The organism is Streptomyces sp. NPDC048337 (assembly GCF_043201175.1).
In the GTDB taxonomy this organism is placed as follows: Bacteria; Actinomycetota; Actinomycetes; order Streptomycetales; family Streptomycetaceae; genus Streptomyces.
The window spans coordinates 118,802-132,868 of record NZ_JBICYR010000004.1; the positions used below are offsets into that span (position 1 = coordinate 118,802).

A 14,067-nucleotide genomic window follows, 5' to 3' on the forward strand; every position below is an offset into this window, starting at 1 on the left:
TTGCCGCCCCTGCTGTGTCGAAGGCACACAGTCTAGGAGGACGTGATCAGTAAGCAGAAGGGAATTGGACAGGTAGGGCAGACCTCAATCGTCATGCCGACGGGGTTACATGCCACGGGCCGTGCTTCGCGTTCCCCGTTGCCGAGATGCGAAGCAGTCAGATCCCTGGTTCCGGCGACTGGCCGTGTTCGAGGTAGGCGGTCAGCCCGTTTGTTCGGGCCTGGATGGCCGCTGCGATTCGGCGTGCGAGGCGGGGGATGGTGAGCCCGGGCACTTGGTCGGGGTTGTGGAAGTCGTAGCCGTGGAGCTCGTCCGCTTGCAGTGCGATCTGCTCCCGGTGCTCAACGCTAAGGCGGCCGCCATCGAAGAGGTAAAGGACCTTGTCGCCCTCCCCCTGGTTCGGTGCCCAGTCGACGACGAGGAGGCGGCCGATGTGCGGTGCGATGCCGAGTTCCTCCTGGACCTCGCGCACGCAGGCTTGTCGGGGTGACTCCCCCTCCTCGACGTAGCCCCCTGGGATGTCGCGGTAGTCCTTGTAGGACGGTTCGACGAGGAGGACTCGATCGGATTCGTCGAAGAAGAGAGCGCCGGCTGCCATGCGGGGGCGGGCCATCTTCGCTTCGTGCTCGTTCTCGCTCACAGTTCGGACTTTAGCCGCCCGCGACGACGCCCAGTCCGCGGGCCAGATCTGCCACGGGACGGGAAGGCCGGCCCCTGGTGCCACGTATCCAGCCGATGACCAGTTCCCGGCTCAGGTAGTGGTGTCGCACCTGCTCGGGCGCGGCCTGTTCGGCTTCCAGCAGGACGGCCAGGGCTTCGTCGGTGCGGTTCCAGGAGCTCAGCGCTCTGGCGACTTCGAGGCTGTGTCGTACGCGCCGCTCCACCGGCAGGGCTCTCGCGTCGATGCGTGAGCCCAGATCTGCGGCGATCTGGATGTCGCCGAGTTCGCCGGCGGTGGCCACGCAGTGGATAGCCACGTTGGTCGGGCCGAAGGCCGTCCACATGTGATTGGCGTCGGTGCCAAGTCGTTGCGCGGCCTCGTCGGCTTCGCGGAGGAAGGTCTGCGTGGTCGCCCGGTCATCTGCCCGCGCGGCAGCCATCGCGCCGGTGAGGAACAGCGTGCCGTACACCGAGAGGTATTCGTTATTGGCGTCGCCCAACTCCGGCTGCATGACGGCTGCCGCGTCGTTCACCAGCTGGACCGCGGCTGTGAAGCGCCCGGTGGCCAGGAGGCAGTGCGTGACTGCTCGGAAGAGCGAACCCGTGACCTCGCTGCGGCCGCTGGACTGCGCTGCTGCCAGGCCCCGGTCCGCGGCGATCCATGCCAGCTCGGGCTCTCCCAGCTTGCCCAGCACCATGGCCGCCCCGTGGTAGGCGAGAGCGAGCAGCGCGTGGGCTTCCTCCGCCTCGTGCCCCGAGTAGGCGCGGGACGCGGCGAGGGCATCGGCCAGGACGAGGGGGAGACGTCGGGTGGCGAAGCCGTACCGGGACGCCTGGTAGGCATCGAGCACATCGCGCACGTTGCCTCGAAGGTCCTGCAGGGCGGGGGGCTCATCGTCGACTGCGAGGCTCAGTAAAGGGGTGAGCTGCTTGTAGTCCATGAGCGTTTCGCGCAGCGCGGGGACGGTCCGGCGCCCGCTGTCGGCCGACCACTCCATGAGGGTCGGCTCGGCGAGCAGGTCTCCGAGGGAGACGTCGAGCGCGTCGGCGAGTGAGGTGATCACCGAAAGGCGATCAAGCTCGATCCTGTTGTTCTCCGCCTTGCTCAGCCAGTCCGTCGTACGGCCGACAAGGCCGGCCAGGACCTCTTGGGAGAGGCCGCGCCGACGCCGGTACCAGGCGACGCGCTCCCCGATGGTCAGGTTCTGTGTCATCCCGCGCATGTCCTGATCATCACCTCGTGGCCGAAGTGGACCCCGGAAGGATTTTCCGGGGTGCCCTGGGGTGCCCTGGCTACTGTCGCAGCAGACCGAGAACGCCGCAGGGCGATGCGAGCAACTCAGCCCGTGGCAAACGGCTTTGACCAAGGACGTTCATCCGTCCCACCCGTCTTCCTCAGGCCGAGAGATCGGAGTTTGTCATGCGCGAAACCATCACGACCGAGGGTGGCTACCTGTCCATCGAGACGGGCACCGCCAAGCCCGGTGCGACCACGATCGTCGAGCGGAAGGGGCTCGGTCACCCGGACACCCTGGCCGACCACCTCGCCGAGCGGCTGTCCCGCGCGTACAGCCGCTACACCGTCGAGCGCTTCGGCGCGGTGCTGCACCACAACTTCGACAAGCTCGCCCTCCTCGGCGGTGCCAGCGAGGTCCGCTACGGCGCCGGCCGCATGACGGCCCCTGTGCGCGTCCTGGTCAACGGGCGGGCCGCGCCCATGTGCGGGGGCGAGAAGATCCCCGTCGAGGAGATCGTCGAGGCCGAGGTCGGGGCATTCTTCGCCGAGCGGCTCCCGGAGGTGTCGGAGCACCTCAACATCACCTTCAACATCACCAGCAACTCCAGCCCCGGAGCGGTCCTCACCGGTGACGCGGTGCCGGACCGCACCCGCTGGTTCAACCCCCGCTCCATCGACGACCTGCGTGAGCGCCGGGTCCGGCTGTCGAACGACACCTCCCTCGGAACCGGCTGGGCGCCGGAGAACCCCTTCGAGTCGTTCGTCCGCGAGCTGGTGGACCACTTCTCCGGGGAGAGCGACTTCACTCTCTCGCGCGCGTGGTGCGGATCGGACGTGAAGCTCATGGGCTACTGGGACGGCGAGCAGGCGGACGTCGTCCTCTGCGTCCCGCAGAAGTCGCGGCTCGTCGCCAGCCGCGCTGAGTACGTGCGGAACACCGAGAGCGTCCTCGCCGAGTGCCACCGGCTGGCCGGCCTCCGTCTGCCCGGAGCCGAGACGCGCTTCCGGCTCAACGCGCGCGACGTGCCGGAGAAGGACGAGCTGTACCTCACCTACACCGGCAGCTCGATCGAGTCCGGCGACGAGGGCGTCGTCGGCCGCGGCAACCGGGTCAACGGACTGATCACGCCACTGCGGCCGATGAACTTGGAGGGTGCCAACGGCAAGAACCCCGTCTACCACGTCGGCAAGCTCTACAACATCGCCGCCCAGCGCCTGGCCCAGCGGCTGTACGAGGCCACCGCCGGGCACGCGGAGGTGCACCTCATCAGCACCACCGGCCAGCGCCTCGATCAGCCGTGGCGGATCCTGGTCCGGCTGTCCTCCCCGGAGGTCGAGACTGACAAGGTCCAGGCGCTCGTCGCCGAATCCTTGGAGGGCTTCCCCGCCCTCACGGACGAGCTGGTCTCCGACGGAATCGTGCTGAGCTGATGGAGAAGCGGACGCTCGGCGAGGTCTCCGAGGAATGCCGACGGCGGCTGGTCACGCACTACGGTCCTGGAGTCTCCGGCTGGCTCGACGCCGTGCCCACCTTGATGGAGCGCGCGGCGGAACGCTGGAAGCTCACACTCTGGGCGTACCACGACGCCGGACATGCCTCGGTGGTCGTCACGGCCGGAACCTTCGACGGGCGTCCGCTGCTTCTCAAGGCGTGGGCCGATCCCGCCCGGTTCCGCAACGAGGTCAATGCCTTACGCCTGTGGGCGGGCGGGCCGACGGCGGGCGTCGTCGAGGCGGCGGACGACCTGGCCGTGGCGGCCCTGGAGATGATCGGAGGGAGCCCCGGTGGCGGTGAGCGACCGCCGCGCGAGCTTCCGACTGTGGCCGCCGCCCTCCACGGCCTCCACACCTTCGGCCGCCGTCGGCGCCGGCCGCGTGACCTTCCTTTCCTGACCGCGTACATCCACCAGGAGGTACGCCCCAGGGTGCGGTGCCGACTGGAATCGGTCGACGCCAGCCCGTGGCAGGAGCACGTCGACGCGGCCGTCCCGGCCCTCGTGGCCCTGGAGGAGGACTCCGCTCGATCCACCGTCCTGCACGCGGACCTCTACCGAGAGAACGTCCTCTTCGACTGGCTGGGCCACCCCCGCCTGATCGATCCCCTGCCGATGGTGGGCGACGCAGCCTTCGACTGGGCCTTCTGGACCGTGTACTACGACCTCGGGCACGGCACGGACGCTCGCTTGGCCACAGCCGCCCGGATCTCCCGCATCCCCGTGCCCGTCCTGGCGCCATGGTGCAGGGCCCTGGCCCTGGACGGCCTGCTCTTCTACCTCGACACCGATGATCCGCGCGCGCCGAGGATGGCCGACGTCCTCGCGTGGCTGTCGGCGCCGACCCCAAGGAACCGATCATGACGACGTACGTCCTCCGCCACGGACAGACGAACTACAGCCGGCGCTATCTCGTCAACGGCGATCCGACCGCGCCCATCCGCCTGAGCGAGGAGGGCCGCCGGTCGTTGAACAAGGGATGGAGCAGCGTCCCCCTCCACAGCGTGAAGACGTGGCTGGCCAGCGAATTCCCCCGCGCCCAGCAGACCGCCAACCTGCTAATGGGGGTCCCTGGGCCGGAACTGATCATCGATCCTCGGTTGAACGAACTCGACTACGGGGAATTCGAGGGAAACCCGTTCCTGGAGTACGCCGTCTGGCTCGACGGCCATGGCGCCCACGAGCGCCCGCCGGGCGGGAGCGAGTCGCAGCGCGAGGGCATCCGAAGGATGCTCACCGGGGTGCTCGCGGCCCTGGAGCATCCCGGCCCCCGCGTCATAGTGGCCCACGGCCTTCTGGTCTCCGTTGTTCTGTGGCACCGCGAACGGACTCCTGGCGGGGCCATGCCCCTCTTCTTCCGGGAAGCCCCGTACATCGAGCCGGTCGCCATCCCCGATGACGAGTTGCCGGTATTCGTCGGGGCCCTGATGAACGATCTTGAAACTGGCGTTCTCGATCACGCGGTCGGCTCTGGTGACGGGGAGGTAATGCGGATCGGCGAAGGGGCCGCGGTTGCTACCGTCGATCCCGTATCCCACCACTCGCCGGATCAGAAGGATCTTCCTCATGCATGATGCCCGCGCCCTGATTGAAATGGGTGCCGAAGCGGTTCGTCGGCTCGCTCGTCGCGGTTACTCCCTGGACCTGTCCGAGCTGGAGTCGCTCCAGTCTCGTCGGAACCAGAACATCCGCTCGGCTGACGAGCTGCGGGCCGAGTCCAAGCGGGTGGCGAGTAAGGTTCAGCAGACGGCCAAGCAGGGCGGCGACATCAGCAAGCTGAAGGAGCGCGCCCGCGAGATCAAGGAGCAGGTCCGCGACATCGAAGCGGGGCAGGAAGAGATCGAAGCCCAGCTCCGTGATCTGCTCCTGAGTATCCCGAACCTGCCGGACGACTCGGCGCCTGATGGCAACTCCGAGGAGTTCGCCATCGAGATCCGGCGCATCGGCACGCCTCCCGCGTTTCCGTTCGAGCCGAAGGACCACGTCGATCTCGGAGAGGCCACCGGCATCCTCGACTTCGGCCGCGCGACCAAGCTGTCCGGCCCGCGCTTCGCGGTCTCCCGCGGCGCCGGCGCTGCTCTGGAGCGAGCCCTGGCCACGCTCTTCCTCGACCTCCACACCCGCCGCCACGGGTACGTCGAGTACGCGGTCCCGTACCTGGTCACCCGCAAGACGATGACCGGGACCGGCCAGCTCCCGAAGTTCGAGGAGGACCTGTTCAAGACCGGTGTCGCCGACCGGGAGCTCTTCCTCATCCCGACGGCCGAGGTTCCGCTGACCAACCTCTACGCGGACGAGATCATCCCGCCCGCCGAGCTGCCGCTCGCGTTCACGGCGCACACTCCGTGCTTCCGCTCGGAGGCCGGCTCGTACGGCCGCGACACCCGTGGTCTGATCCGCCAGCACCAGTTCGCCAAGGTCGAGATGGTCAAGATCGTCGACCCGGAGACGGCGGACGCCGAGCTGGAGGAGATGGTCGGCCACGCCGAGGCGTGCCTCAAGGAACTCGGCCTCGCCTACCGGGTCATCAAGCTGCCCGCTGGCGACACGGGCTTCTCCGCCCAGCTCACGTACGACATCGAGGTCTGGATCCCGAGCCAGAACACGTACCGCGAAATCTCCTCGGTCTCTAACTTCGGCACCTTCCAGGCCCGCCGGGCGAACATCCGGACCCGCGGCGAGGACGGCAAGCCCAAGCTCGTCGCCACCCTCAACGGCTCCGGTCTGCCCGTCGGCCGCACCCTGGCCGCGCTCCTTGAGCAGTGCCAGCAGCAGGACGGCTCGATCGTCCTGCCCGAATCACTCTTCCCGTATCTCGGCTTCCGCCGTATCTCGGCGGACGGAACACCGGAGGCATAACGTGCTCGTCGGCGTCTGCGACTTCCCTGGTAGCTACGCCTTTCCACCCGCCGGATACGGCGGGATCGAACGATGGCTGTGGGCGGTCGCAGTAGGCGCCCGTGCCGCAGGCGCCGACGTACACCTCCTCGGGCCGGGCTGGCTCACGGACCTGGAGCACGACTGGGTCCGCAAGCCGGTCCGTCTGGAGGACATCTCCACCGGATCGCTCGCCGAGCGCGAGCTGCGCGACACGGGGTACGACCTCCTGGTCGTCGGCCACGAGTACCCGTCGCTTCCCGCGTGGACGCGCACCTGGAATGAGCTGGCCTGCGACGTCGCCACCTTCCAGCACTCGCCCGTCTTCCAGCACACCGCCACCGCCTTCGACGGCCAGCGTTCGCGGCTCTACTGCTACTCGCCCGAGATGGTCGAACGGTACGCGGACCACCGGCCGATCCCTGAGCTCGCCGTCCATCTCGGCCTCGACGAGGAGGAGCCGCCGGCCACCGCGGGCACCGATCTCGTCTGGCTCGGCCGGATCGACGAGGAGAAGGCACCGCACATCGCCGTGCGGGCGGCCCAGATCCTCCATCGTCGCATTCGGATCGTCGGCCCCGTCTTCGACGAGGCGTACGTGCGACGCCACGAACGGCTCTTCAGCGCCGACCACGTGAAGTGGATCGGCGAACTTGGCGGTCCTGCCAAGACCGCAGCCATCGCCGACGCCTCGGTCTTCGTCTACACGTACGCCCGCACGTACGTGGAAGCCGGTGCAGCGGTGTTCGGAGAATCCCTCCGCGTCGGCACCCCCATGGCCGCCCTGACCTGGCGCGAAGGAACCTGCGCCCACGCTGCCCTGTGCGACGAGACGGGCACGGTCGCGGTCGTCGACCCCAGGGAGGAGGACGAGACCGCGGCACGAAGGCTCGCCGACGCGATCGAACGGGCGGAAAGCCTTGACCACCAGAACGTCCAGGCGATCGGCATGCAGCGCTTCGACCCGGCGCGCCACTTCCAGGCGATGTCGGCCCGATCGTGCTGACCCGCGCCGCCGGCACCGTCGGAGACGACCTGGCCCAGCGGATACCAGACGTACTGCGCACCGCATTAGGCCCCCACTGGGAGTTCACCGCCGACGGCCCCCACATCGCGATTCTTCACCCGCACCGGGAGAGCCCCTACCAGCCGCCACGCAGATCACCCACGTGGAGGGAGATCCTCGACTGCCTGGAAGTCGGCTTCGCGCGGGTCGGCGCCCCACGTGACGCCTGCCTCCCGCTCAGGTGGGGCAGGGAGACCGAACTGACGATCTCCGCTGTCCAGGCCCTGGACCCGGTCCTCAAGGACGGCCAACCCCGCACGTATCGAAGCGGATTCATCCCGCAGCCGGTCGTCCGTTTCACCGGCCAACGGGACGCGGAAGGCCATTTAATGGACGGCTTCCTGACCTCTTTCGTCAACGTCTCCCGAGTCCAACCCATAGGCGGCCTCGACGAGTACGGCGCCATCCTCGACGGCTGGCTGACCGTCCTCTCCCAACTCGGCTTCCACGCAAGGCATCTGAGCATCTACGGAACGCTCACCCCGTGGCGCCGACGGCAGGTCGAAGGCATCACACTGCGCTTCCGCCACCTGGACCTCACCCTCGGCGACATCGTCCTCCTGTGGAACACGGATCACCCGGACCGGATGGCCGTTGACCTCGGCACTGGGCTGGAACGCCTGGCCTGGGCGCGTACCAGGGCGAGCTGGCACCCCCTGATCTTTGGGCGCTTCGCACAGATGGCGACACCACCGACACTGGATGCCCTCCGTACCGCCACGCTCCTGCTCGGCCACGGGATCGCCCCCGCAGCCCGCGGTGCCGGCGGAATCACACGGCGCGTCATAGGCGCCATCGATCCCGAAGCCACCCGCCTCGGCGTCAGCGCCATGGTTCGAGCCGCCTACGACTACTGGTCGCTCTTCGGTGCCTTGCGCGCTCCATGGCCGGAGATCGCTCGCGTCATCGAGGGAGAGGGGGAGGCGACGCGCTCGGCACTGGCGGCATAGCAGTTGCGTGCAGCGATCGTTCTCGACCCAAGCTTGAAACGGCTGAAGCTGGTAGGTCGAGCCGTAAACGCGCAGGTCGAACGATGAGCGAGGGACGGGGTGCGGGGTTCTTCTGACCGAAAATCCATCACTCCCGGTGATCGACTTCTTACATGCTGTCGGTGGTGCGTGCTGTCATACGACCGGCGCGGGGATGCACCAACGGCCTTGGACAGAGGGGGAATTCCTTCATGGCGGTTCAGCTTGCGGACCACGTTCGGGGTGACGTCCCGGTGTGGACGCAGACATGGTGGCATGTGGGATCAGACGCGGTAGGCGGTGCCACGTGCACGCCGCACCTGTGTGCTTCCTCCGCCTCGGCGCAGCTGGGCGGGACTCGATGAGCCGCCGCCCGGCGCGGCGTACTGCCCGGCGTCGACGGGTCAGCCGTTCCAAGAGACAGGACGAACAGATCGTTCTGGTATTCGGTGCCGTGGCGGTGATCGGCTTGATCGCCGCCATCGTGCAGTGGCTGCTCACGCACTGGTGGGTTCTCGTCCTCGCGGCCGTCATCGCCGTGGTCATCGGTGGCTTCTGGTACCAGAGGGCCAAGCAGAGGGCGGAATGGGCACGCGTCCGTGCGGCAGCCCTGCGGCTGAGGATCGCTGAGCTGGACGGGCTGGATCACCGCGCGTTCGAATTTGCCGTACGGGACCTGATGCGCCGCGACGGGTGCGACGCCGAGCGGCTGGGCGGCGCCGGGGACAACGCATGCGATGTGCGCGCAGTCGACCCCGCTGGCCGAGTCTGGGCGATCCAGTGCAAGCACCGCCGTGACGGGGATCGAGGCTCTGCTGTGGGCGTCGGGGTACTGCAGCAGGTCAACGGCACTGCACGCCAAATCCACGGTGCGGACGTCGCGGTCGTCCTCACCAACGGCCGCTTCTCCTCAAAGGCGATCCCCTGGGGTGCGCAGCACCGAATCCACCTCGTCGACCGCCGCATGCTCAGTCAGTGGGCTGCGGGATCCCGGCCCCTGTGGGACCTGCTTGACCGCATCCCACCACCGCGCCGCCCTTCGGCGCTGTCCTGATGCGTCGGAACGTGACGCAGGAAAGCGGAGATGTCTGATGAATTGCTTGCCAGGAGGGCGTACAGCGTGATCTTGACCATCAACATGGCGGTCCTGCTGGCCGTCATCATCGTCCTGCGCCTTCGTCGACGTACCCAGGCCCGAAGCCGATTAGATGAGAAGGCGACCGTGATCATTGTGCTCGTTTTCGGAGTGCTGGTTGCTCCGACAGCCTTCGGTCAGGGCGTCTTGGACGTAGTGACCCAACTTGCGCGCGGCATCTGTCCCGTCTCATTTGATCTTTCTCGTGAGCAACGCTGCGACCTGGGCGGATGCAACGGCAGGTGAGACGAGTTCGGGCTGGAGTCTCAGATGACGTCGTCTCTCAGGTGCGTTTCGGTGCGGTTGTCTCACTTGTTGTTGCTGGTCAGTCGTGAAGCGCCGTGCGTTGGCGCCAGGCGGCTTGCCGGCAACGGTGTGAACAGTATCGGGCGTCCTGACGTCGGTCGTTGCCGCTTGTCCAGGTGACCCCGCAGGTTGGGCACTCCACCTTCTGCATGGAGGAGGAGGGGTCGCTGAGTGCGCGTTGGTGCTGTTCGAGCCTCCAGTTGCGTGATCTGCATGCGGTTGAGCAGAACCGTGTCCTCGAATTTCGGGCCTTCAACTGGCTGCCGCAGTTGGCGCAACGGCTCCGGTCGTCAGAGGTGAGCATGGCGGCCCGGCGAGGAAGTTCGTCCGGCCTCTTTGAGTTGTCCGCCCGGGGCTCGTCCAACTTCGGCCAGGGGTGGTCGGGCAGGGTGCGGTAGTAGCGTTCCTCCTCGATCCAGCGGACGAGTGGGTCGGCGGCTCCGGCGCCTTCGTAGCGGTAGCCGGGGGCGACTCGGTCACGGACTTCTTTGATGAACCGACGGAAGTCTCCGGTATTGCCGGTGAAGGGCAGGCTCCGGAGCGTTGGCGAGGCCAGGAGGCCGGCAAGGGCGACGATGTTGGGGTAGCCGCTGGCGATGAGTCGGGGGTCGTCGCGGTAGTGGGACCATCCGGGGGCGCTGAGGGCTTGTGCCCTGCGGTCGCGGCGGTGGTGGAACCTGCGGCCGTTCCACCAGCTTGAGCACCAGTCGGTCGCCTCGCGGACGGCGATCTCCACGGTCTGCCAACCCTGTTGACGGACCAGGCGGTGGTGGTTGTGTTGTGCCTGGCTGATCTCGGGAAGCGGGCGGATGTCGATCTGCTGGCCGTGGGTGTCAGTCCAGCGGCCGTGGCGGAGACAGAGCCGGGTGCTTTGGGTGATCCAGCACCGGGCTTCGGTGAAGACGCCCTTGCTGGCCAGGCAGTGTGTGCAGGCGGCCTGGATCCGCCAGCCGCGGTCGAGCGGCTGGCATGCCGCGGGCAGGTGTCGAGCGAGGTCCGGGGTCCGCAGGTCTGGCAGGGCTTTCAGAAGCCGGTCGCGAGGATGGCCGGACAGGCTGCTGACGGCGTCCAGCAGGGGCAGCGGAGCGGGATGGATTCGATGCCGGCTGTTGATGTGTTCGTGGAGTTCGAGGTGGGCGATTCGGTTCGCCAGGGCGAGCCGGTTGACGTAGGAGCCCCAGCTTTCATGGTGCAACGGGGCGACGGTGTGCGGGAGCCGCCGCAGGTGCGGCGGCGGCAGGTGCCGGATCATGCCGCGTCGTCGGCCTCGTCGTCCTCGGCCCCGGCGGGGCCGGGGCTGTCGGACTGGGTGTTGTGGTCGACCGGGACGGACTCCAGCAGACGGCGGGTGATCCGTTCGCTGCCGTCGGCGATCGCGCTGATAGCGCCCGCACGAACGAGGTGGGACAGGCTGCTGATGCTGCCGCCGGTGCGAGCGTGGAGATACTTCGCCAGCCGGACCAGGCTGCCGGGCTCGTGATGGTGCAGCCGCAGGGAACCCTCCATCGCCGCGATCATCGAGCGCCATTCGACCTGGTAGGGGAAGTTCCCCGTGTACTTCATCACGCATCTGGCCGCGATCTGCTTGCCGCGGACCCCGGCGAAGAGGCCCTCGCGTTCAACGTTGATGCCGGCGTAGATGAACGTGGCCGGGATGTGCTCGGTGAAGTACTTCAGGTGGTCGGACAGGTCCTTGCCTGTGGAGGTGGCCATATTGATGTTGTGGATCTCGTCGACCAGGACGAGATCGCAGCGGGCGTCGGTGAGGATCTCGCAGACCGCGTCTGCGATGTCCATCTCGTTGTGGCGGGACTTCAACGGCAGGCCCAGGAAGTGCGCGAAGCGGGTGGCGAGCTTGCGAGGGGAGCCGCCCGGTGGGGCGGAGATGTAGACGACCGGGATGCGGTCGTGCTCCGGAAAGCGTTCGCGTACTCGCAGTTCGTGGGCCCGGCCGAGTTGCTTGATGGCGGTGGACTTGCCCGTCGCCCAGAGCCCGGAGACGATCAGCCCACGGCGGGCACTGATCTCCCGCCGGTTCACCAGGGTCAGCAGCCGGCCCTGGTGGAGGACCTCGCGGATGGTCGGGGTCTCCACGATGATCAGCTCGGAGTGGTAGTTCACCCGGCCTTCGTCGTACTTGTCCCGGGCCCGGGGAGGCAGGTCCTTCCACTCGTCCTCGGACAGCAGGAGGAATGCGATCGGGTCCTCGTCCACGAAACGGCGCCAGCCCTCCAGCGTCGTCGTGGGCATCCGTCGGTCCTCCGGTAGCCCGAACTCGTAGGGGTTCACCACCATTTCTTGGCCTCCTTGCGTGCGTCGAAGACTCTGAGCGGGACAACGTCGGCGATGGCCTCGTCGTCTGCCTCCTCGGCTGCGGCCGCGGCCGAGGGCTGCGGCAGGGCGGCAGGCCGGGGAGGAGGTTCAGGTCTGGGGCAGGCGGGTTCGCGGCTGGTGGCCTGCGTGCGGGCGGCGACCTTGGAACTGCGGCCCCCGCCGCGGCGACGTCGGGCGGGCTTGTCATTGTCGGGCCCCGCACCCGCGCGTTCCAGCAGGTCCTCGACCGCATCCGCGATCGCGTCCTCGGTGGTCGGCTGCCCTTGCGCGCGCAGGTCCCGGGTGGCGTGGTCCCAAGCCAGCTCTCCGAACGGTGTGGCGGTCCGCGACAGAAGTCGCCAGGGGACAGTGATCCAGTGGCCCTCGTGGTGATCGCGGAGCCAGACGAGCCGGATGTCGTAGGGGTCGTGGCGAACTTCCCAGTGGTTCTTGTGCTCCGCGATCCCGGACTTCTGCCGCCGTAGAGCGACCAGCTCGTCACAGTCGTAGATGCGATGGCTGATCTTGATGCCATAGGAGTTGACGGCCTGCCAGCGCGTCGGCAGCAGCTCCAGGTAGTCCTCGGCGGTCAGCGGCAGCGGCAGGTAGCCGGCCGTCTCCACCAGGGCCGCGTACTTCTCGTTCGGGGTGAACGTCCGCCCCGGGGCGAGCGGGTCGCGCAGCGAGTCGTGCGGCCGATTCTGCCACAAGGTGATCCATTCCTGCAACAGTTCCTGGAGCTGGTGCATGGACCACAACGGCTCATCCTCCACCTTCCGTCCGCGATGCTCGGCCGAGCGGCCGGTGTAGCCGGTGAGGAACTGGGCGAACAGGGAGGCGGCCGAGCCCAGTGTTCGCTCGATGTGGGGCTTGTGGGTCGGAGTGCGGGGCGGGGCGTGGATCACCTCGGTGCCGAACGCATTGCAGGCGGCGTGGAAGTTCTTCGACAAGAACGCCTTGCCGCCGTCGACCACGATGGCCTCCGGGATGATCAGCGGGACCGCGGCCGCGTGCCGCAGCCGCTCGTCGACCGACAGCAGCCGCTGATAGGGCAGGGCCGAATACTCCATCCGCAAGGCCTGCGGCCAGCCGGGCCGCATCGGCGCCGGCGTCACCGCGCGGGCCAGCAGCAGCGCGGCGTCCACCGACTTCGTAGTCGGCTGCAGGACTGCGGCGGCGATGGTCCGCGTCGCGATGTCGACCAAGCCGGTCAACTCGACCCGGTCCACCTCGCCGTTGTCGAGCCGCACCAGCACATCGAACGGCGTGGAGTCGATCTCCATGAGTTCGCCCGGCCGGCAGACCGTCACCTTGTCGAACACGCCGTCGGGCTGGTTGGCCAACGAGCGGCGGGTGCGGGCCGAGCCGGTTGTGTGGCGCCCGGCTTCCAATCGGTCGAACAGGCGGTAGAACGTCGCCCGGGACGGCATCGTCACCGGTGAGCCCTCCAGCTTCCTCACCGCCAGGCCCACCTGCACGAAGTAGTAGCTGACTGTGCGGGTCGATCCGTTCGAGGCTTCGCCCATCAGCTGCCGCAGCACCTCCACCACCCGCGGGTCCACCTGGCCGCCGACCGTGCGGCGCGGGGACTGTCGGCCATCGACCATGCCCAGCACTCCACTTCGCTGGTAGCGGCGGCGGCGCCAGCGGACCGTGTGGACGCTGACCGCACGTCCCGTCTCCGCGCTGAGTTCGGCTGCCTTGGCCGTCTCCCGTTGGGCCAGTGTCCGCGTCGCAGGGTCGTACTCGGATCGCGGCGCCTCTCCGAGCGGAGCGTCCGGCGGCAGGCCGTTCAACAGCTCGGCCATGTGCCGGTGCCACCACAGGGCCTTCTCCGCCCGGTCGGGCGGCACTCCGTCCAGCAGCCCCGCCGGGAGCTGCGGCGGCAAGCTGGCGGCGCCGAGTACCTCGAACCCGGGTGCGGTCATCAGGGTGGGCAGGTGCATCGCGCTGCCCTGCCCCATCGCGTCGGCCAGTCGCACCAGCACTCCGGAGAGTCCGACCACCGTGTG

13 protein-coding genes are annotated in these 14,067 nt (G+C 68.1%); 8 read left to right on the forward strand and 5 right to left on the reverse strand.

What is annotated here, in order from left to right; all coding sequences use genetic code 11:
• Positions 1-157: 157 nt before the first annotated feature.
• On the reverse strand, positions 158-640 hold the full coding sequence (locus ACGFYU_RS08520) for an NUDIX domain-containing protein (RefSeq protein WP_393826517.1): 483 nt from the start codon (positions 638-640) through the stop codon (positions 158-160).
• Between the two features lie 10 nt (positions 641-650).
• A complete protein-coding gene (locus tag ACGFYU_RS08525; protein ID WP_393826782.1) occupies positions 651-1,874 on the reverse strand; it encodes a helix-turn-helix domain-containing protein in 1,224 nt (407 codons plus the stop codon).
• A 206-nt stretch (positions 1,875-2,080) separates the two neighbouring features.
• Here ACGFYU_RS08525 and ACGFYU_RS08530 point away from each other — a divergent pair, with 206 nt between their 5' ends.
• From ACGFYU_RS08530 to ACGFYU_RS08565, 8 genes are all read left to right on the forward strand, one after another.
• Entirely contained in the window at positions 2,081-3,328 is a 1,248-nt protein-coding gene (locus ACGFYU_RS08530; RefSeq protein ID WP_393826518.1) for a methionine adenosyltransferase, read from the forward strand.
• Positions 3,328-4,254 (forward strand): aminoglycoside phosphotransferase family protein, encoded by a 927-nt coding sequence (locus ACGFYU_RS08535; protein WP_393826519.1) that lies wholly within the window; start codon positions 3,328-3,330, stop codon positions 4,252-4,254. Before ACGFYU_RS08530 ends, ACGFYU_RS08535 begins: the two co-directional genes overlap by 1 nt.
• Positions 4,251-4,964: a histidine phosphatase family protein gene (locus tag ACGFYU_RS08540; RefSeq protein WP_393826520.1), complete on the forward strand. Its 714-nt coding sequence runs from the start codon at positions 4,251-4,253 to the stop codon at positions 4,962-4,964. The genes ACGFYU_RS08535 and ACGFYU_RS08540 overlap by 4 nt, the downstream gene beginning before the upstream one ends.
• Positions 4,957-6,249 carry a serine--tRNA ligase gene (gene serS / locus ACGFYU_RS08545; RefSeq protein ID WP_393826521.1) on the forward strand — a complete coding sequence of 431 codons (1,293 nt, stop codon included), beginning with the start codon at positions 4,957-4,959 and terminating at the stop codon, positions 6,247-6,249. Before ACGFYU_RS08540 ends, serS begins: the two co-directional genes overlap by 8 nt.
• A gap of 1 nt (position 6,250) precedes the next feature.
• Positions 6,251-7,273: a glycosyltransferase gene (locus ACGFYU_RS08550; RefSeq protein ID WP_393826522.1), complete on the forward strand. Its 1,023-nt coding sequence runs from the start codon at positions 6,251-6,253 to the stop codon at positions 7,271-7,273.
• Positions 7,267-8,283 (forward strand): hypothetical protein, encoded by a 1,017-nt coding sequence (locus ACGFYU_RS08555; RefSeq protein WP_393826523.1) that lies wholly within the window; start codon positions 7,267-7,269, stop codon positions 8,281-8,283. Before ACGFYU_RS08550 ends, ACGFYU_RS08555 begins: the two co-directional genes overlap by 7 nt.
• A gap of 379 nt (positions 8,284-8,662) precedes the next feature.
• Positions 8,663-9,355: a restriction endonuclease gene (locus tag ACGFYU_RS08560; RefSeq protein WP_393826524.1), complete on the forward strand. Its 693-nt coding sequence runs from the start codon at positions 8,663-8,665 to the stop codon at positions 9,353-9,355.
• A 30-nt stretch (positions 9,356-9,385) separates the two neighbouring features.
• Positions 9,386-9,682: a hypothetical protein gene (locus ACGFYU_RS08565; RefSeq protein WP_393826525.1), complete on the forward strand. Its 297-nt coding sequence runs from the start codon at positions 9,386-9,388 to the stop codon at positions 9,680-9,682.
• 79 nt (positions 9,683-9,761) lie between these two features.
• Here ACGFYU_RS08565 and ACGFYU_RS08570 read toward each other — a convergent pair whose 3' ends face one another.
• From ACGFYU_RS08570 to ACGFYU_RS08580, 3 genes are read right to left on the reverse strand one after another with little or no spacing between them, the layout of a single operon-like run.
• Complete coding sequence (locus tag ACGFYU_RS08570) at positions 9,762-10,994, reverse strand: hypothetical protein (protein ID WP_393826526.1); 1,233 nt, start codon at positions 10,992-10,994, stop codon at positions 9,762-9,764.
• Complete coding sequence (locus ACGFYU_RS08575; protein ID WP_393826527.1) at positions 10,991-12,037, reverse strand: ATP-binding protein; 1,047 nt, start codon at positions 12,035-12,037, stop codon at positions 10,991-10,993. The genes ACGFYU_RS08570 and ACGFYU_RS08575 overlap by 4 nt, the downstream gene beginning before the upstream one ends.
• Positions 12,028-14,037, reverse strand: a complete 2,010-nt coding sequence (locus ACGFYU_RS08580) for an integrase (RefSeq protein ID WP_393826528.1) — start codon at positions 14,035-14,037, stop codon at positions 12,028-12,030. The genes ACGFYU_RS08575 and ACGFYU_RS08580 overlap by 10 nt, the downstream gene beginning before the upstream one ends.
• Positions 14,038-14,067: the final 30 nt, after the last annotated feature.